Origin of the sequence: Pseudomonas sp. NPDC089395 (assembly GCF_044749525.1) — a bacterium.
In the GTDB taxonomy this organism is placed as follows: Bacteria; Pseudomonadota; Gammaproteobacteria; order Pseudomonadales; family Pseudomonadaceae; genus Aquipseudomonas.
The window spans coordinates 85,068-103,273 of sequence record NZ_JBIVID010000010.1; the positions used below are offsets into that span (position 1 = coordinate 85,068).

At 65.3% G+C, this 18,206-nt stretch carries 12 protein-coding genes; 5 read left to right on the top strand and 7 right to left on the bottom strand.

All coding sequences use genetic code 11. From position 1 onward, the window contains the following. Positions 1-8: 8 nt before the first annotated feature. The 4 genes from ACIPZG_RS20820 to ACIPZG_RS20835 all read right to left on the bottom strand — a co-directional run bounded on the left by ACIPZG_RS20820 (position 9) and on the right by ACIPZG_RS20835 (position 6,344). Positions 9-1,196, bottom strand: coding sequence for a lipid-transfer protein (locus ACIPZG_RS20820; RefSeq protein WP_400642546.1), 1,188 nt, complete (start codon positions 1,194-1,196; stop codon positions 9-11). A 341-nt stretch (positions 1,197-1,537) separates the two neighbouring features. Then, on the bottom strand, positions 1,538-2,338 hold the full coding sequence (locus ACIPZG_RS20825) for an enoyl-CoA hydratase/isomerase family protein (protein ID WP_400716509.1): 801 nt from the start codon (positions 2,336-2,338) through the stop codon (positions 1,538-1,540). Positions 2,339-2,354: 16 nt separating this feature from the next. Beyond that, a complete protein-coding gene (locus ACIPZG_RS20830) occupies positions 2,355-3,482 on the bottom strand; it encodes an acyl-CoA dehydrogenase family protein (protein ID WP_400716684.1) in 1,128 nt (375 codons plus the stop codon). 150 nt (positions 3,483-3,632) lie between these two features. Continuing rightward, positions 3,633-6,344 (bottom strand): LuxR C-terminal-related transcriptional regulator, encoded by a 2,712-nt coding sequence (locus tag ACIPZG_RS20835; protein ID WP_400716511.1) that lies wholly within the window; start codon positions 6,342-6,344, stop codon positions 3,633-3,635. 164 nt (positions 6,345-6,508) lie between these two features. Here ACIPZG_RS20835 and ACIPZG_RS20840 point away from each other — a divergent pair, with 164 nt between their 5' ends. The 5 genes from ACIPZG_RS20840 to ACIPZG_RS20860 all read left to right on the top strand — a co-directional run bounded on the left by ACIPZG_RS20840 (position 6,509) and on the right by ACIPZG_RS20860 (position 13,201). Beyond that, a complete protein-coding gene (locus tag ACIPZG_RS20840) occupies positions 6,509-7,282 on the top strand; it encodes an enoyl-CoA hydratase/isomerase family protein (RefSeq protein WP_400716513.1) in 774 nt (257 codons plus the stop codon). Between the two features lie 44 nt (positions 7,283-7,326). Beyond that, positions 7,327-8,571 carry a thiolase family protein gene (locus ACIPZG_RS20845; protein ID WP_400716515.1) on the top strand — a complete coding sequence of 415 codons (1,245 nt, stop codon included), beginning with the start codon at positions 7,327-7,329 and terminating at the stop codon, positions 8,569-8,571. A gap of 87 nt (positions 8,572-8,658) precedes the next feature. Beyond that, entirely contained in the window at positions 8,659-9,573 is a 915-nt protein-coding gene (locus ACIPZG_RS20850) for an SDR family NAD(P)-dependent oxidoreductase (RefSeq protein ID WP_400716517.1), read from the top strand. 109 nt (positions 9,574-9,682) lie between these two features. Next, positions 9,683-11,254 (top strand): class I adenylate-forming enzyme family protein, encoded by a 1,572-nt coding sequence (locus tag ACIPZG_RS20855; RefSeq protein WP_400716519.1) that lies wholly within the window; start codon positions 9,683-9,685, stop codon positions 11,252-11,254. A gap of 144 nt (positions 11,255-11,398) precedes the next feature. Continuing rightward, positions 11,399-13,201, top strand: a complete 1,803-nt coding sequence (locus tag ACIPZG_RS20860) for an acyl-CoA dehydrogenase (protein WP_400716521.1) — start codon at positions 11,399-11,401, stop codon at positions 13,199-13,201. Positions 13,202-13,258: 57 nt separating this feature from the next. On the opposite strand, the gene ACIPZG_RS20865 is transcribed toward ACIPZG_RS20860, so the two are convergent. The 3 genes from ACIPZG_RS20865 to ACIPZG_RS20875 form a co-directional block, all read right to left on the bottom strand. Then, on the bottom strand, positions 13,259-15,580 hold the full coding sequence (locus ACIPZG_RS20865) for a DUF1214 domain-containing protein (protein ID WP_400716523.1): 2,322 nt from the start codon (positions 15,578-15,580) through the stop codon (positions 13,259-13,261). Positions 15,581-15,680: 100 nt separating this feature from the next. Continuing rightward, positions 15,681-16,727, bottom strand: a complete 1,047-nt coding sequence (locus ACIPZG_RS20870; protein ID WP_400716525.1) for an NAD(P)-dependent alcohol dehydrogenase — start codon at positions 16,725-16,727, stop codon at positions 15,681-15,683. 18 nt (positions 16,728-16,745) lie between these two features. After that, positions 16,746-18,203 carry an acyl-CoA reductase gene (locus ACIPZG_RS20875; RefSeq protein WP_400716527.1) on the bottom strand — a complete coding sequence of 486 codons (1,458 nt, stop codon included), beginning with the start codon at positions 18,201-18,203 and terminating at the stop codon, positions 16,746-16,748. Between the last annotated feature and the right edge of the window lie 3 nt (positions 18,204-18,206).

An 18,206-nucleotide genomic window follows, 5' to 3' on the forward strand; every position in this document is an offset into this window, starting at 1 on the left:
ATCCTTCCTCAGTTCTTGCGGTAAAGCGTGACCACGCAGGCCCCACCGATACCGACGTTGTGCTGCAGCGCGACACGCGCACCCTCGACTTGACGCTGCTCGGCCTGGCCACGCAGTTGCTGGACCAGTTCGGTGCATTGGGCAAGGCCGGTGGCGCCGATGGGGTGCCCCTTGGACAGCAGACCACCGGAGGGGTTGACCACATAGCGGCCACCGTAGGTGTTGTCGCCATCATCGATGAACTTCTGCGCACCGCCCTCCGGGCACAGCCCCAGGGCCTCATAGGTCAACAGCTCGTTATGGGCGAAGCAGTCGTGCAGCTCCACCACATCCACCTCGTCGGCGCCGATTCCGGCGATTTCATAGGTCTGCCGGGCCGCCGCACGGGACATGGAGAAACCGGCCAGATCGCGCAGGTCGCCGGACTGGAAGGTTTCCGCGCCATCGGTGGTCAGCGCCTGGCCGGCGATCACCACGGTGCTGTCCAGGCCATGCTTGCGGGCATAGGCTTCGCTGCACAACACCACCGCCGCCGCGCCACAGGTCGGAGGGCATGCCATCAACCGGGTCATGACTTCCGGCCACATCACTTGATCGGCCATCACCTCTTCGGTGGTCACGACCTTGCGGAACACCGCTTTGGGGTTGTTCGCGGCATGCCGGCTGGCCTTGGCGCGGATCTTGGCGAAGGACTCCATCGGCGTGCCAAAGCGCTTCATGTGCTCCCGGCCGGCGCTACCGAACAGGCGCAAGGCGTTAGGAATGCCCGCTGCCTCTGGCAAGGCCGCATCGCACTGCTGCATGAACAGGTCCAGCGGCGCTGGCCGGTCGCTGAAGGTGTTGCCCAGGGCACCCGGGACCATCTGCTCGAAGCCGACGGCCAGGACGATATCCACCATGCCGCTGGTGATGGCCTGGTTGGCCAGGAACAGGGCGGTGGAGCCGCTGGAGCAGTTGTTGTTGACGTTGATCACCGGGATGCCGGTCATGCCGACGTTGTAGAGCACGCGCTGGCCACAGGTGGAATCGCCGTAGATGTAGGCGGCGTAGGCCTGCTGGATGGACTCGTAGCCAACGCCGGCATCGGCCAGGGCCAGACGAACGGCCTGTTCACCCATTGCCACATAGGTGTCGCTCTGGCCAGGCTTAACGAAGGGAATCATGCCAACGCCCGCGACGACGACTTTCTGCCTCATGTCTTTCTCCTCAGCTTTGGGTATCCCGCCTACCGTTGGGCTCGTGCCCTGCGGTACTGGCTGGCAGGCTCTTGAGCTTCAAGAGTAAGCATGCCCCTTCCTGGGTCGCCCCTCTCCATTAGGGGAGGGGCTGCGGACGCCCGGTCTGCCGTTGTTTTCGCCAGTCTGGCACCCTGCCAGTGGCATTGAACAGAGACCGACGAAGTGGCCATCGGGTATGGCATGAACGACCTGCTCGCCCCACCTTTGAGTGGCTGAAACCAGCACGAACACCACCCGCGAGCCTTCGCTCCGGGTGGTGATGTCAAAAACGCAACCGCTGACTGCTCGGCGCGGCGGATTCAGGGCGCCGGCAGTTCGGCACCGACGTAGGCCGGCGCTTCCTTGGCGAGGAACCGGCGTACCGCCTCGGCATGGTACTGGCTGGCCCCGCACAGCGACTGGGCCGCCGCTTCCAGCTGGTTCATGGTCGCCCGATCGGTCTCGAACGAGCGGTTCAGCAGGGTCTTGGCCAGGGCCAGGGCACGCGGCGGCGCGTCATCGAATTGCCGCGCGTAGTCCAGTGCCCGCGACAACAGCTGGTCCGCCGGCACCAGGGCCTGGGCCAGGCCCAAGGCCAAGGCTTCCTCGGCGCCAATGGCGCGCGCGCTGAAGATGATTTCCTTGGCCCGTGCCAGGCCCACCAGTCGCGGCAGTACATGGAACATCGAAAGGTCCGGCACCAGGCCAATACTGACGAACGACGCCATGAGCCGGGTGCGCGGGGTCACGAAGATGAAATCCGCCGCCAGGGCCAGGGAAAACCCGGCGCCCGCCGCCGGGCCGTCCACGGCGGCGATCACCGGTTTTTCCAGGGCCGCCAGCTCACCGAGCCAACGCTGGTGGCCAAGTACCAGGTCACGGCCAAAGAATACCGGGTCGTCGCTCGCCGCGTCGCCCGCAAGGTCGGCACCTGCGCAAAAGGCTCCGCCCGTGCCGGTGAGCACCACCGTCCGCACGGCCGGGTCCTGGCGGGCGGTGCTGATCGCCCCCTGCATGCCCTCGGCAACGGCCGCATCCAGCGCATTGCGCCTGTGCGGACGGTTGAGCGTGATCACCGCCGTGTTGCCGAGCTTTTCGTAGCGCACTGCTTCGTCTGTCATGGCCATTCCTCCCTGATTACAGGTTGCGAGCGATGATCACCTTCTGGATGTGGCTGGTGCCTTCGTAGATCTTGGTCACCCGCACATCGCGGCAATAACGCTCCACCGGGAAGTCGCTCAGGTAGCCGTAGCCGCCATGGATCTGCAGCGCATCGGAGCAGACTTTCTCGGCGATCTCGCTGGCGAACAGCTTGGCGATGGAGGCTTCCTTGGCACAGGCCACGCCGGCCTGGTTCAGGCGCGCCGCATGCAGCATGTAGGTGTGGGCCACTTCGAATCGGGTCGCCATGTCGGCCAGGTCGAAGGCCACGCCCTGCAAGTGGATGATCGGCGCACCGTAGGCCTCTCGCTCCTTGGCATACTTCACTGCCGCTTCCAGTGCGGCCCGCGCCGCACCCACCGCCACGGCAGCGATGCCGATGCGGCCTTCGGACAGGGTGCCCATCAGGCGTTTGTAGGCACTGCCCTCCTCGGCCAGCAGGTTCGCGGCCGGCACCCGGCAGTTGTCCAGCTGGATGGCAGCGACCTGGGCCGAACGCTGGCCCATCTTGCTCTCCACGCGGGTGACTATGTAACCGGGCTGGCGCGGGTCGATGATGAACATGCTCGGGCCTTTGCGACCCTCCGGCGTATCGGTGACCGCGGCAATGGCAAAGGCGATGCCCGCCTCGTTGCCGTTGGAAATGAACTGCTTGCTGCCATTGAGCACGTAGCTGTCACCTTCGCGACGCGCCGTGGTGCGAAACGCTGCGGTATCCGAACCTGCCTGGGGCTCGGTGAGCAAACCGGCGGCGATCAGCTCGCCAGACACCATCGCAGCCAGGTACTGGTCTTTCTGCGCCTGCGTGCCGTAGCGATGGAGCATGTCGGCCATCCCATTGTGCACATGCAGGATGGTGGCAAAGCCCGCATCGGCCGCGGCGAATTCGGTGATGGCCAGGCAGTACTCGGAAAACGACATGCCCGCGCCACCAAACGCCTCTGGGATGTGCATGCCCAGAAAGCCCAGGTCGGCCACCGCCTTGAGTTCGGCATGGGGCCAGGCCCCGGTGCGGTCGCGCTCGGCGGCCGTGGCCGCCACCACTTCCTGGGCCACCTTGCGGGCGGCATCACGGATCATGACTTCCTGTTCGCTCAGGAACACTGCGGATGTATCGCTCATATTTTCCTCACACCCTAGAGAGAGGCCATGCTGCGGCAAGGGGCACGCAGCGCACTGACCGGAGCATGGCGCTCGCCCCGCGTGCGTGCGCCTCCCCTCTGGGTAGGGGGACCCGATTGGCAAAGCGTCCGCCTATCTCAGCAGCCCCTGCTGGCGTGCCAGGGAAATCGCCGCATAGCGGCTCGACACGTCCAGCTTCGCGAGGATGTTCTTCACGTTCCACTTCACCGTGCCGAAGGTGATGTTGAGCGTCAGCGCGATACGTTTGTTCGACATCGCCTGGGCCACCAGGCCGAGAATCTCCAGCTCCCGAGGGGTCAAGCTGGGGCGAGGCCCATTGCTGGCGTTGCGTGTCGGGGCCAGCTTCACGGGGGCTTCCACCTGCGTCTCCCGGACGGCCAGCAGGTGCTCCAGGTAATCGGCCAGCAGCGGCTCCAGTACCACGTCCCGGCGCCAGCCTTCGAGCAGCTCGACGACCGCGGCGCCCTGATCGAGCACGGTGCGCACCAGCCCCAGCCGCGCAGCGGTGCCGATAGCGCCTTGCAAGTGCGCCCTGGCGATGTCTTCCTGGCCAAGGTCATGTTGCGCCAGCGCACCGAGCAGGCTCGCCTTGACCTGCGTGCGCACGCAACCGACCGCGGCCGCGAACGCGCCCACGGCGTCCAGGTCCTCCAACGCGCGCGCAGGATCCTGCGCCGCCAACGCCAACCGAGCGCGGGACATGGCGGCCACTGCGGCAATTTCGTCACGCGTCTCGGCGCTGTTCGACTCAGCCGCCTCCACCGCGGCCAGCCGCGCCACCAGCTCTGCCGCGCGGCGCATCTCCCCCTGCCCCACCAGCAACCTGACCTGCTCGGCCAGGACCAACGCCCACGGGCGCTCCAGGCCCAGGACATGAAAGTGCGCAGCCTGGGATTCGAGTAAATCCAGCGCTGCCTGGGGCGACTCGCGCTGCGCGCTGATGCGGGCGCGGTTAAGGGAGGCACGGGCCATCACATCAGGCATGGAGGAACGCAGGATGCCGCTGCGATTGGCCAGCACACTCAGGGCATCGTCGATCCGGTCCAACTCGTAATAGGCATCGCAGAGCGTGGCGGCGCACAGGTTGGCGCAGACCGAGCCACGCCCGTAGGCTGTCTGGGCTCTGGACAGGATGCTGGCCCCCAAGCGCGCGGCCTCGCGAGCGTCGCCATGGGCCAGGCTGGCCATGGCGCGGGTGTTCTCGAACACCATGGCCATGTCGTTGTCACAGTCCTCGGCATGGATCGGGTGCTGTGCATGCAACGCGCTGGCGGCGTCCAGACGCCCTACGGCCAGGTAGGCGCAGGCCAGGGCCGACAGGCCGATGTAGCGCAACGAGCGATTCTCCAGTGGCGCCCGATAGGCCGGCTCCAACAGGCCGACCACCCGGCGCGGCTGGTCCAGCTGCAAGGCAATGGCGGCATCGGCGAGGGCAAACTTGGACGAGATCGCCGGGTTGCGCGCCGCCTCGGCGCGACGGATCTGTTCCAGCCAACGCCGTGCCTGCTCCGGGCGGGCGGTGAAGGCATACGTCAGGCAACCCAGGATGAACAGCCGCGGATGGGCAAACAGCGTCTCTTGCGGCAGGCGCTCCAGCAAATGCAGCATGGGGCTGATGTAGGCCATGCTCCAGGCACTGGAGGCCGCCTCTTCCATGGCCTTGACCGCATAATCCACATCGCCGCCCAGATTGGCGTGTCGCACCGCCTCCACCAGGTAGTCGTGCTCGGCAAACCATTGACTGGCCCGCCGGTGCAGCCCCTCCACCTGCGACTCGCCGCGTGCCGACAGGCGCTGCACGAGAAACTCGCCGAACAGCGGATGGAAGCGATACCAGGGCAGGTTGTCATCGGACTCGATGCGGTACACCAGCAGATTCTCCTCCTCGGCCCGCTTCATCAAGGCATGCGCTTGCGCGTTGCCGGTGACGAACTGGGCCAGTTCGGCATTGAAGCGCCGAAACAACGACACCTTCTCCATCAACTCGATCATCTCAGGCGCCAGGCAAGCGACCACATCCTCGGCCAGGTACGCCTGCAGGTCGCTGGACTTCCACAAGATCGAGCGCAATTGCGAGCGTTTTCCCGGGCGGACCCTCAGCATGGTGGCGATCGGTTGCAGGCTGGCGGGCCAGCCACGGGTCACGTCGTGGATCAGGCGCTCCTCATCGGCACTGAGCGTCAGGGTAGTGAGGTTGTGCTGGAAAAAATCGCGCGTCTGCTCAAGGCCGAATGGCAATTCGGCAGCATCGATCTCGGCCACCTGCCCTTGCATGCGCAAGCGCCCCAGGCTCAAGGACGGAGCGGCCCTCGAAGCGAGGGTGAAGTGCAGGTTGACCGGGCAATGATCCAGCAGCTTTTGCATCAACCGGTGAGCGGCGCTGGATTCCACGTGATGGAAATCATCCATCAGCAGGTGCAACTCCTTGCCCACGGCCTCTGCCTCGCGGGTGACGATGGCGATCAGGGCGTTGATCGACGGCTCGCTGCCGTCGCACTGCAGCCACTCAGGCTCGATGGCGATGCCCAGGCGCTGCAGGGCGTGCAGCAGGTAGGCGAGGAAGCTGGCGAACTGCCGGTCGTCGAGGCTGAACGAGATCCAGGCCACATCCAGCCCGGCACGCATCAACTCCAGTCGCCACTGCGCCAGCAGGATGGTCTTGCCGAAACCGGCGGGGCCTGTGATCAGCGTCGCACTTCCGTACTGCGCCTCACGCAGCCGGGCCAGCAGCGGCTCCCGGGCGATATGCCGGGCATTGAGGCGCGGCGGTGAAAACTTGGTCGCGACCAACAGGTCGTCGGCGTCGATGACAGATGTGGACATGCTCATTTTCTCCACCTTCGTAAGTGTTCGTGACGTGGTCTGCATCCTGCTACAACCGCAGGGAAGTGGACCCCGTCCGCAAGGGGGGGGGTGTGTCCGCAAGGGCCTCGCGTAAGTTCGGATCCAGGCAGAAAAGCCCTGTGAATTGCGAGCGAGGTGATGAGATGAGCGAGTCCGTATCGTTTGAAGTGAAGGGTCAGGTGGGCTGGATCACCTTGACCCGCCCCAAGGCCATGAACGCCTTGAACCCGGAAATGCTGCAGGCCATGACGGCGCGCCTGGACGCCTGGGCGCACGACGATGGCGTGCGGGTGGTTGCCGTGACCGGCACCGGGCCGGCCTTCTGCGCCGGCGCCGACCTCAAGGTCGGTGGCACGCCGCAGCCTGGCGAAAAAGACCTGCTGGACAACATCGTGGTGTTCTTCGATGCCCTGCGTGCCTATCCCAAGCCTGTGATCGCCGCCGTCAACGGGCTGGCCCTGGCCGGTGGCCTGGAAACGGTCCTGTGCTGCGATTTCGTCATCGCCGCAGAAAGTGCCCGCTTCGGCGATGCCCACTCCAACTTCGGTGTCTTCCCCGGCGGCGGCGGTGCTGCGGTGCTGCCACGCAAGATCCCCGAGAACATCGCCAAGTACCTGCTGTTCACCGGCGACTCCCTGCCCGCTCGGGACATGAAGCAGTACGGGCTGGTCAGCGAAGTGGTGGCCGACGCCGAGCTGGTGGCGCGGGTCCAGGCCATCGGCGACAAACTGGCCGAAAAGAGCCCGCTGGTGCTGCGCAAGATGAAGCGCGTGGCGGACGCCGCCGGCGACAAATCCCGCGCCGATGCCCTGCGCCACGAACTGCTGGAGCTGCGCGACCACCAGCGCTCCCATGACATTGCCGAAGGCATCCGGGCCTTCGCCGAGAAGCGCAAGCCGAACTTCAAGGGCTATTGAGCCGAGCGCCTGCCCTCCCCTTACCAGAAAGATTCGAGGCAACGATGGAAAACGTATACATAGTCGGCGTCGGCATGACCCCGTTCGGTCGCCACGCGGACAAGACCATCAAGCAGCTCACCGCCTGGGCCGTGGAAGACGCCCTCAAGGATGCCAGTTGCGACCGCAAGTGGATCCAGGCCGGGTTCTTCGGCAACTGCACCCAGGGCCATTTCGATGGCCAGCACATGATCCGCGGCCAGGTGGCACTGCTGCCGCTGGGACTGGAAGGCATCCCGCTGTTCAACATCGAAGGCGCCTGCGCCTCCTCCAGCCATGCGTTCAACCTGGCGGTCACCCAGCTGCGTGCCGGTGCCGCCGACATCGCACTGGCGGTGGGCGCGGAAAAGATGTTCTACAGCGACAAGTCGAAGATGTTCTCGGCCTTCGAGTCGGCCTGGGATATCGAAACGTTCGAGGAAAACCAACAGTACCTGGCCGCCATGGGCAAGGGCATCGTGCCGCCGCCAGGCTCGCAGTCGCCCAAGCCCTACAGCCCGTTCATGGACGTCTACGCCGCACTCGGCCGTGGCGGTCTGATGGAGCGCTTCGGCATCACCCAGCGGCAACTGGCAGCCGTGTCCTCGAAGAACCATGGCCACTCCGTGCACAACGAACGCTCCCAGTACCGCAATGCCATGAGCATCGAGGAAATCCTCGCCGCGCCACCGATCACCTACCCCATCACCCTGCCGATGTGCTCACCCATTTCCGATGGCGCCGCGGCGGCCATCCTCTGCACCGAATCGGCACTGGCCAAGTACGGCTTCGACAAGCGTCGTGCGGTGAAGGTGCTGGCCAGCGTGGTGCGCTCGGCCTCGGCACGAGCCGCCGATGACTTCGACAAAGGCTGCACCTACCAGGCCGGCAAGGCGGCGTTCGAACAGGCTGGCATCAGCGCGCAGGACGTCGACGTCGCCGAAGTGCATGACGCCACCGCCATCGGTGAGCTGCTTTCCATCGAATCGCTGGGCCTGTGCGAACCCGGCATGAGCGGGGTCATGGCCGAACGTGGCGACAGCGCCCTGGGCGGCCGTTTGCCGGTCAACCCGTCGGGCGGCCTGGAGTCCAAGGGCCATCCGATTGGCGCCACGGGCATCGGCCAGATCTTCGAGCTGGTCGAGCAGCTGCGTGGCAACTGCGGCAAGCGCCAGGTCGAAGGCGCGCGCATCGCCCTGCAAGGCAATGGCGGCGGCCTCTGGCGCGTGGAAGAAGCCACTGAACACGTCGGCATCTTTGCCCGGGCCTGATCTGTTTTGGAGAACGGCAACCGGGGGAACCCACGCAGTTTCCCCGCCGTTCTCCACCTATTACACTTTCTCAAGAGGACTCAAACCATGACTATTCGTTTCGATGACCGCGTTGCCATCATTACCGGCGCAGGCAACGGCCTGGGCCGCGTCCATGCCCTGCAACTGGCCGCTCGCGGCGCCAAGGTCGTGATCAACGACTTCGGCGGCAGCCGCGATGGCTCAGGCAGCTCCACCGAAGCCGCCCAGGCCGTGGTCGAGGAGATCCGTCAGGCCGGTGGCACCGCCATCGCCAACGGCGCCAACGTGGCCGACTACGAGCAGGTCCAGGCCTTGGTCAAGCAGACCGTCGAGGCCTTCGGGCGCGTCGACATCCTGATCAACAATGCGGGCATCCTGCGTGACAAGTCCTTCAGCAAGATGGACATGACCGATATCCAGGCCGTGATCAACGTCCACCTGATGGGCTCGATCCACTGCACCAAGGCGGTGTGGGACCTGATGCGCGAGCAGAACTACGGCCGCATCCTGATGACCACCTCCGCCGCCGGGATCTTCGGCAACTTCGGCCAGGCCAACTATGGCGCGGCGAAGATGGCGGTGCTGGGCCTGATGAACATGCTGGCGATCGAAGGCGTGCGCAACAACATTCGCGTCAACACCCTGGCCCCGATGGCCGCCACCCGCATGACCGAAGACGTGATGTCGGCCGAGCTGCTCGCCGCCAGCCGACCCGAGCAGGTCAGCCCGGGCGCCTTGCTGCTGGTCAGCGAGGAGGCGCCGAACAAGCTGGTGCTCAGCGCCGGCGCCGGCGTCTTCTCGGCCCTGCGCATGGAAGAGACCACGCCGGTATTCCTCGGCGGTGCCGACCTGACGCCGGAAGCCATCCTCGCGCAAATGGACCGCATCACCGACTGGAGCAACACCAGCCCACGCACCGATGCCAACCAGCAAGTGCAGCTGTTCATCGAAACGGCGATGAAAGGCCTCAAGGGCCTCTGACACGCCTCGATTCGCGGCACTCATGTCCCCCCGCAAGTCGCCGGCTTGCGGGGTTTCGGGTTTCGCTCGGGCCCTGGTGGCTGCCCGGGCAACAGGAGGGACGACAATAATGACAAGAATGAACTTCGCCCGCACGATGGGTAATCTCGCTGTCCGTTTCGCCGACCGCGAGGCGCTGGTCAATATCGAGCGCCAGCGGCGCTACAGCTTCCGCGAACTGCATGCGCTCACCAATCGCATCGCCAACATGTTTCGTGAGCGTCTGGGCCTGGTGCGGGGTGATGTCTACCTGTGCATCCTCGACAACGACAGCCTGTCGCTGCTGCACGCCTGGACCGCCATGAAATGCGAGGCCGCGGGCGCCTATACCAATTTCCGCGACGCCCTTGAGGAGCATCGGGCCCAGATCGCACTGATCCGTCCCAAGGTGGTGATCCTCGAAAACGCGCTGCTGGCGCGCTACTTCGACATGCTCCAGGCGCAAGGCATCCAGGTGGTCTGCATGGACCGGCCGGAGCAGCCCCGCGAGGGCTTGCTGTACTTCTGGGACCTGCTCGAAGGCGTGAGCGACGCCACCCCTGACACGGTCCACGAAACCCAGGTGGACGTGGTGTCCTACCGCTTTACCGGTGGCACCACCGGCGCCAGCAAATGCGTGCCCTACACCCTGGACAACTGGCTGGCCCTGCGCGACTCCATGTACATGGAGAGCGAGCAGCCGTACCAGCCGGACACCCGCTTCCTGCACATGGCACCCATCAGCCATGGCTCCGGGCTGGGCCTGTTGCCCACCCTGTTCCGGGGTGGCTGCACCGTGACCCAGAACGTGCCGGACCTGACGCAGTTGTGCCGCAACATCGCGGCCGAGCGCATCACCATGACGTTGCTGGTGCCGACCATGATCTATCGGTTGCTGGAGTTGCCGGCGGCCAGCGACCATGACCTGTCGTCGCTACGCACCCTGGCCTACGGCGCCGCGCCCATGAGCCCGGCCAAGTTGCGCCAGGCCCAGGCGCGCTTCGGCAACATCTTCATGCAGATCTATGGCGCGACCGAATGCCTGCATGCCGTGGCGATCCTCGGCAAGGCCGACCACCTCGATGCCAGCGACCAGCAGATTGGCAGCGCCGGGCGCATCGCCGCAGGGGCCGAGGTAGTCATCGTCGACGACCAGGGCAACCCCGTGGCACCGGGTGAGACCGGTGAGCTCTGGGTTCGCTCCCGTGGCACCGTCTCTGGGTACTTCAAGAACCCCGAGGCCAGCGCAGCCGAATTCGTCGACGGTTTCTGGAAATCCGGCGACCTTTGCTACCTCGATGAAGAGGGCTTTCTGCACCTGGTCGACCGCAAGAAGGACATGATCATCACCGGCGGCTTCAACGTGTACGCGGTCGAAGTGGAGGCCGCCCTCAACGCCCATCCCGCCGTGTCCAACTCGGCCGTGGTGGGTGTCCCTCATGATGAATGGGGCGAAGCGCTGCATGCTGAGGTGGTGCTCAAGGCGGACCAGCAGGTCAGTGCCGATGCCTTGATCGAGTACGCCAAGGGCTGCCTGGGCCGCTTCAAGGTGCCCAAGTCGATTCTGTTCGTCGACGCCCTGCCGGTGAGCGTGGTCGGCAAAGTGTTGCGCCGCCAGGTGCGGGAGAAATACTGGAAGGACAAGACGCGACGCGTGTCCTGAAGCCACAGGGTCCGCGGATCGGTGCCGGCGACGGTGCGGGTCCGCAGGCCGGGTTGCCCCCGCCCTCCCCCCCGTTAAGGGAGGACGCCGCCACACACGACAGCAGGTCTACTAGGCGTTCAACCTTCGCCTGCGAGCCTTGCCATGACCCCTCGATTGCTCAACGAACGTGAACTGAACTTCCAGCTCTACGAACTCCTCGATACCGCGTCGCTGCTCGATCGCCCCCGCTACGCCGAGCACGACCGCGCCGTCTTCGACGCCACCTTGCAAACAGCTCGTACCCTCGCTGCCAACTGTTTCGCCCCGCACAACCACAAGGGCGATACCCATGAACCCAGTTTCGATGGCGAGCAGGTCAACCTGATTCCTGAAACCAAGGCGGCCTGGGATGCCTTCGCCCATGCCGGGTTCCTGGCCGCGCACCACGACGCCGACGACGGCGGGCTGCAATTGCCGGAAGTGGTGCTGCGCGCCAGCATGGCCTACTTCAATGCGGCCAATATCGCTTCGGTGGCCTACTGCTTCCTGACCATCGGTGCCGCCAACCTGGTCAAGAGTTTCGCCTGCGATGCCCTGCGCCAGCGCTTCCTGCCCCCCATGCTCGATGGCCGCTTCAGCGGCACCATGGCCCTCACCGAACCCGGGCAAGGCTCGGCCCTTGGCGACCTGCGCACCAGCGCACGCCCCGCTGCAGACGGTAGCTACCGCCTGTTCGGCCAGAAAATGTTCATCTCCGGTGGCGACCACTCCCTGACCGACAACATCGTGCACCTGGTGCTGGCACGCCTTGAAGGTGCCCCGGCTGGGGTGAAGGGTATTTCGCTGTTCCTGGTGCCCAAGTTCCTGGTCAACGCCGACGGCAGCCTGGGGCCGCGCAACGACGTGGCCCTGGCCGGCCTGCTGCACAAGCTGGGCTACCGCAACACGTCCTCCACCGTGCTCAACTTCGGCGAGCGCGAGGGCGCCGTCGGTTATCTGGTCGGCGAGGCCAACAAGGGCCTGGGCTACATGTTCCAGATGATGAACGAAGCGCGCATCGGTGTGGCCCTCGGCGCCTCGGCGCTGGCCTACCAGAGCTTTGTCCAGGCCTTGGACTATGCCCGCGAACGCCCCCAGGGCCGCTTGCCGGGCAGCAAGGACCCGTTGTCCCCCCAGGTGCGCATCGTCGAGCACGCCGACGTGCGGCGCATGCTGCTTCAGCAGAAGGTCTATGCCGAAGGCAGCCTGGCGCTGTGCCTTTACGCCAGCAGCCTGTTCGAGGACAGCCATACAGCGCCGGATGAGACGGCGCGGCGCAACGCTGGCGAACTGCTCGACCTGCTGATCCCCATGGTCAAGTCCTACCCGTCGCGCTACGGCGTCATCGCCTCCGACATCGGCATCCAGGTGCTCGGGGGTTCCGGCTACATCCGCGAGTACCCGCAAGAGCAGAACTATCGCGACAACCGCCTGAACCCTATCCATGAGGGCACGGAAGGTATCCACGGCCTTGACCTGCTAGGCCGCAAGCTGCAACAGCACGCGGGCGCCGGCTACCGGCTGTTCCTCGACCAGGTGCGCAGCACAGTGGCCGACGGCCGGCGCAATGAAGGCTGTGCGGCGCTCGCCGATGCCCTCGCCGCCGCCCTCGCCCCGTTGCAGGCGGCCAGTGAAAGCCTGCAGGACCAGGTCGCTGCCGACCCAAGCCTCGGCCTCAGCAACGCCACCGCCTACCTCGACCTGTTCGGTCGCGTGCTGGTGGGCTGGCTCTGGCTACGCATGGCACTGGTCGCCAACCAGGCGCTGGAGGCCGGGGCACAGGGCAGTGAAGCGGACTTCTACCAGGGCAAACTGCAGGCGGCACGCTACTTCATGGACTGGGAATTGGCGGCGGTCCAGGCGCAGGCCAACTTGCTGATTGCAGGCAACCGCCTCTGTTTCGACATGCAGGATCGCTGGTTCTGATCACCATGCCCCTCGGCACCGGGCCGAGGGGCACACAGGCAGTGAACGGATGACGGCTCAGGAGGCGGGTTGCGCCTCTGGCAGTTTCCAGCGTCCCTCGACAATGCTGGAGTCGGGCAGGTAGTAGCGCACCATGTAGTTCCAGCCCTGCATGATCGGCAGGCAGTTGGCGACCTGCGCCGTGCAGCCGCCAAAGCGTATGTCGATGCTGCCGTCCTCGCCCTGCTTCGCCGTCAGGCTGTTGAGGCTGTAGGCCTGCGAGGCGTTGGGTACGAAGTACCCCTGCGCGTTGTAGACACTGACAGACCAGAAAGCCCCCACCGGCACTTTGCCGACCGTCAACCGATAGGGAGTGGCACCGTCGTTACGCATGGGAGTGACGATCTGGTAGAACGCGTCCTTCTCCGGGTTACCGCCCCAGGCGATGGCACTGCCGACCAGATGGCGCACCGGATCGACCTTTGCCTCCCTGCCAAACATGCCGCGCGAATCCGGCACGCCCTGGCCCAGCACCCGCAAGGCGGCCCTCAGGGCGTCCTGGCTGGGCTTGTCCCAGGCAGGCACCTCGAACTGCCCCGGCCCTGCGGGCTGGCTCGCGCCAATACCATCCTGCAGGGCCCAAGCCTTGCTGACATCGGTGGGATTGGCAGGGTCCACCAACGTGCGCACGCCGATCAGTACATAGCGCGTTCCGGCCGTTTTGCGGTCGAAGCGGTAGGTGCCGGCGCCGTATTCCATGCCGAGCACTTCGTGGTTTTCATTGATGGCGGTGAGGGACATGTAACGCTGGTCGGCATCGGGCAGCGTCACGGTCACGGGACCGGCATCCAGGTCGAAGACAGCGGTGGAATACAACGTGTCGCGGTTCGCCCGCACCACCGACTGCCGATCTACCGGCATCAGCTCGCGCATATGGCCGAACTTGCCCAGCCCGGCGCGCATGACCGTAGCGCTGAAGTAGCGGTCGGTTTCGGCGCGAATGAAGGTATCGAGCGTGACGGGCACGGGCCGGGGCGGCGCGACATCGGACTGCGCGCTCAACGACGGCGGGAAGTAGTTGCCGCTCGAGACCTTGTCCTTGGCGCCGTAGTAGCGCAGCAGCAAGCGGTATTGCACACCAGCAACGGTTGGCAGCCAGTTGCCCTGGGGTGCGTCCTTGGGCTTTTGCGGCCCGAAGTACAGCGTCAGCGAGCCGTCCTTGCCGTATTGCAGCGAAGAATGGCTGTTGAGCACGAAGCGATCGAGCGGGTTGGGCAGCACGCGGAACGTCTTCGCGTCCGTCGCCGTCACCGACCAGTAGTACTCGACCTGTTTGTCTGGCAGTTGGTCGGCAGTGAAGGTCAGCGTGTAGGTCCGCTCACCTGACAGCGTTGCACCCTGCGCGTCCACTGCGGCACGGTAGTAGTTCACCTCCGGTCGGGTGTTACCCCAGATACCGCCGTAGTTGACCAGGGTGCGGGTCAGGTAGTCACTCCCGTAGTTACCCGCCACGGCGGGGCGCACCCAACCGTTCACGAGGGTGCCTGGGCCGATTTTCGGCCCGGCCTTGGCCAGGTCGGCGAATGCCCGTGTGCGAATCACCTGGTCGATGCGGGCACGCTCGGCCGGATCCGCCAGCCGACCGGCGATGGTGCGGACCTTGGCCTGCACCCCTTCCATGCCAGGGTTCAGATCGGGCTCCTGCAGGGCAACCTGAGCGACTTCGAAGGCTTCCACACCCGGCAGCTGCCGTGGATCGAACAGCGGCGTGGCCGGCACGCTCGGCACGCTCGGCGTACCCATTGCCTTCATCGAGAACTGCTGCTGCAGCGCCTCGGCTTCTTTCCAGTCGCTACCCAGCTCCACACGCGAGAGCACCCGCGCGGTGCGAACCGGCAGGTCGAGGCGCTGCACGCCTGCCGGCAAGGCGACGGTAGCGCCTTTGAGGCACACCGCAAAATCGCCGTTGGGGTGGTTCGGGAAGTTACGTTCGTTGATATTGGCCAGCGTCTCGCCCCAGCCATTGAGGAACTGCACGGTGTAGTAGCGCGCCTTGATGGGCGGCACATGGACCAGGGTGCAACTGCCCTCGTCCAGCGCCACCCAGCCCTCGGAATAGACCACATCCAGGTTGGGGTTGGGCCATTCCACGGCGCCGGGCTTGCGGTGCACCAGTTGGTTCCAGCCCATCCCCTGCTGCTGGTCGAGCTGCAACTGACGCAGGATCAGCAACCGCCCAAGCAGGTAGATGTACCCATCGCTGATGTCCTGATCGGCGATGGCCGTGGCCTGGAGCGGTGCCTTGGTGGTGGCTGCGCGGGCAGAGGGGATCTGCCAGGCAAATACGGCGGCAGAGAGCGCAAGGGCACTGCCAGTCAGAGCGAGAAGAGGTAAACGCATCGTTGTTGTTCTCCGTTCGGATTTACCATCCGAAAGGTTATGCCGCCCCGGCGGCTTGCCCCCCCTCCCATTCGGGGGGCATGCGCCGAAGCGAGGTGGCCTAACCGAGCGAGGCCATGTCGATCACGAAGCGATACTTCACGTCATTGCGCGTCATGCGCTCGAATGCCTGGTTGATGTTCTGGATGCGAATCATCTCGCAGTCCGGCAACACCTCATGCTCCGCGCAGAACGCCAGCAGCTCCTGGGTCTGCTCCAGGCCGCCGATCAACGAGCCGGCAATCGCGCGGTTGTTGCGCGCCAGCAGCGCACCATGGATCGGCTCCAGGGGTTCCAGGGCCCCCACCAGCACCAGCGTGCCGTTGCGCCCCAGGAGCATCAGGTAGGGGTTGACGTTATGCGTGCGCGGAATAGTGTCGAGGATCAGGTCGAAACCGTTGGCCGCTGCGGCCATCGCCTGCGCATCGTTGGACAGCAGCACCTGGTGGGCACCCAGCGCACGTGCATCGTCGGCCTTGCCCGGCGAGGTGGTGATCACCGTGACCTGCGCGCCCAGGGCGACCGCCAGCTTGACGGCCATGTGCCCAAGGCCCCCGAGACCAACCACCGCGACCCGGCTGCCCTGCCCCACCTGATACTGGCGCAAGGGCGACCAGACGGTAATGCCGGCGCACAGCAGCGGCCCGGCGTAGCGCATGTCCAATGCTTCGGGCACGCGCAACACGAACCGCTCGCGCACGACGATGTGCTGCGCGTAACCGCCATGGGTGATGTCGCCCGTCACCCGGTCGCGGCCGTTGTACGTGGGGGTGGTGCCGTGCTGGCAGTGCGGCTCCTGGCCGTCTTCGCAGGCCGCGCAGTGCTGGCAGCTGTCGACCAGGCAGCCCACGGCCACGCGGTCCCCCACCTTGTAGCGGCTCACGGCACTTCCGACCGCCGACACATGGCCAACGATCTCGTGACCGGGCACGCACGGGAACACGGTGCTGCCCCAATCGTTGTGGGCAAAATGCATATCGGTATGGCAAACGCCGCAATAGGCGATGGTGATGGCCACATCGTCATCGCGCAGGGCGCGGCGTGCGATGCGCAGCGGGGTCAGGTCGGCGCGGGCTTGGGTGGCGCCGTAGCAGAGGCAATCGGTCATGCAGCTCACTCCTTGGGTTCAGATCGATGGACGCAACCAGGGGGCTGGGGTGGTTTCTGGTGAGGCAATCTGGTTCGAGACCCACTTGCCCATGCGCCGCAGCGGCTCGATGGCATCCTGGGGCGCTGCGAACTTCATGGCCGCTGCATAACCGAGTGAAACGATGCGCTGGGCGCCATGGAGCGGCAGCACATCCTTGAGCTCGTCCTTGATGCTTTCCGGGTACACGCCCACGGTCTGGGTGTAGGCGTCGACGGCGTCGAGCATGTCGTCGAGGCAGTCGACCGGCACCAGGTTGGCCGTGCGGTCGTCGAGCAGCGTCGAGAACGGCACCGCCTCGGGCAGTTGGGAACAGATGATCGCGCCCTCGCCGGATTGACCGCCGATGACCTTGTACCACTCGTCATCCAGGCGCAGCGCATCGACATGCGCCTTGAGGTTCTGGTCATAGCGCTTGGGTGCGGTGCTGAGGCTGTTGGGCAAGCCCAGCATCGCGTCGTACACGTAGCGACCGAAGGTGTTCAGCTTCTCCAGACCCTGTTCGTCAGTACCCGACTGCACATAGACGGTACGGGCGCAGACACAACCCTTCTGGTTGATCGCCCCGATATCCGAGGCCAGGCGCACCGCCGCCTCGCGCATGTTCGCCTGGCTGTCGAAAACGCCCTGGCCGATGATGCTGGCACTGCGCTTGGGGTCCAGGGAGATCAGTTCGAGGCCCGGCTGAATGTACCGGGTGACATGCTTGATGGAGGCAAAACCACCCCAGGCAACGATCTTCTCCAGGTTCTGGGGCTGGTACAGGCGCTCCTCGAACGCCTGGTCACCGCCTTTCCAGTAGGCGACGCTGAGGTGGCGCGTGAGCGGATGGTCAGGCGCCATGTCGACCATGGTGCGGGCGATGGCCGCCGCGGTGAACGGGTCGTTGGAGGGGGCTTTGATGATGGCGTCGCTGCGCAGCACCATGTTGCGGATGATGGTCCACAACGACAGCGCCACGGCATTGCCGGCGACGATGTGCAAGGTGCGCGCGCCAAAGCAGCGCACTTCCAGCTCGGTGCCATCGAGCAACGGCTGCTTGACCCAGCCCTCGAGGTACTTGATGCCCACCGAGCTTTCCACCATCTCGCTGATCACGTCACGCCGCAGCAGGTTCTGCAGGCCCATGTAGGAGGCCTTGACGATGGTCGGGGTGGTTGGCGCGGTCAGGTAGGAGAGCTCGCAGGCCTCCTGCAGGTAGGGGTTCTTGTCGAGTGTCAGGCGCTCACCGAGGGCAACGGCATAGTCGAGAATATCGTCGAAACTCAGCCGGTACAGGTCGGCCAGTTTCGTCGGGTTGCCCAACGGCAAGCGGTCGATGTAGCGGTTGGCATCAGGTGTGCGGAACGTCAGGTCGCCGCCCCGGCCACCGACTTCGATCAGGTTGTCGGTGATGACTTCGCCGCGCAGGATCATGGGTGCGATTGGATCGGACATGGC

What these genes read in the sequence shown, in the direction of transcription:
- ACIPZG_RS20820 (WP_400642546.1), bottom strand. Translation starts at nt 1,196, where the DNA reads ATGAGGCAGAAAGTCGTCGTCGCGGGCGTTGGCATGATTCCCTTCGTT.
- ACIPZG_RS20845 (WP_400716515.1), top strand. Translation starts at nt 7,327, where the DNA reads ATGGAAAACGTATACATAGTCGGCGTCGGCATGACCCCGTTCGGTCGC.
- ACIPZG_RS20840 (WP_400716513.1), top strand. Translation starts at nt 6,509, where the DNA reads ATGAGCGAGTCCGTATCGTTTGAAGTGAAGGGTCAGGTGGGCTGGATC.
- ACIPZG_RS20855 (WP_400716519.1), top strand. Translation starts at nt 9,683, where the DNA reads ATGACAAGAATGAACTTCGCCCGCACGATGGGTAATCTCGCTGTCCGT.
- ACIPZG_RS20860 (WP_400716521.1), top strand. Translation starts at nt 11,399, where the DNA reads ATGACCCCTCGATTGCTCAACGAACGTGAACTGAACTTCCAGCTCTAC.
- ACIPZG_RS20850 (WP_400716517.1), top strand. Translation starts at nt 8,659, where the DNA reads ATGACTATTCGTTTCGATGACCGCGTTGCCATCATTACCGGCGCAGGC.
- ACIPZG_RS20835 (WP_400716511.1), bottom strand. Translation starts at nt 6,344, where the DNA reads ATGTCCACATCTGTCATCGACGCCGACGACCTGTTGGTCGCGACCAAG.
- ACIPZG_RS20825 (WP_400716509.1), bottom strand. Translation starts at nt 2,338, where the DNA reads ATGACAGACGAAGCAGTGCGCTACGAAAAGCTCGGCAACACGGCGGTG.
- ACIPZG_RS20875 (WP_400716527.1), bottom strand. Translation starts at nt 18,203, where the DNA reads ATGTCCGATCCAATCGCACCCATGATCCTGCGCGGCGAAGTCATCACC.
- ACIPZG_RS20865 (WP_400716523.1), bottom strand. Translation starts at nt 15,580, where the DNA reads ATGCGTTTACCTCTTCTCGCTCTGACTGGCAGTGCCCTTGCGCTCTCT.
- ACIPZG_RS20870 (WP_400716525.1), bottom strand. Translation starts at nt 16,727, where the DNA reads ATGACCGATTGCCTCTGCTACGGCGCCACCCAAGCCCGCGCCGACCTG.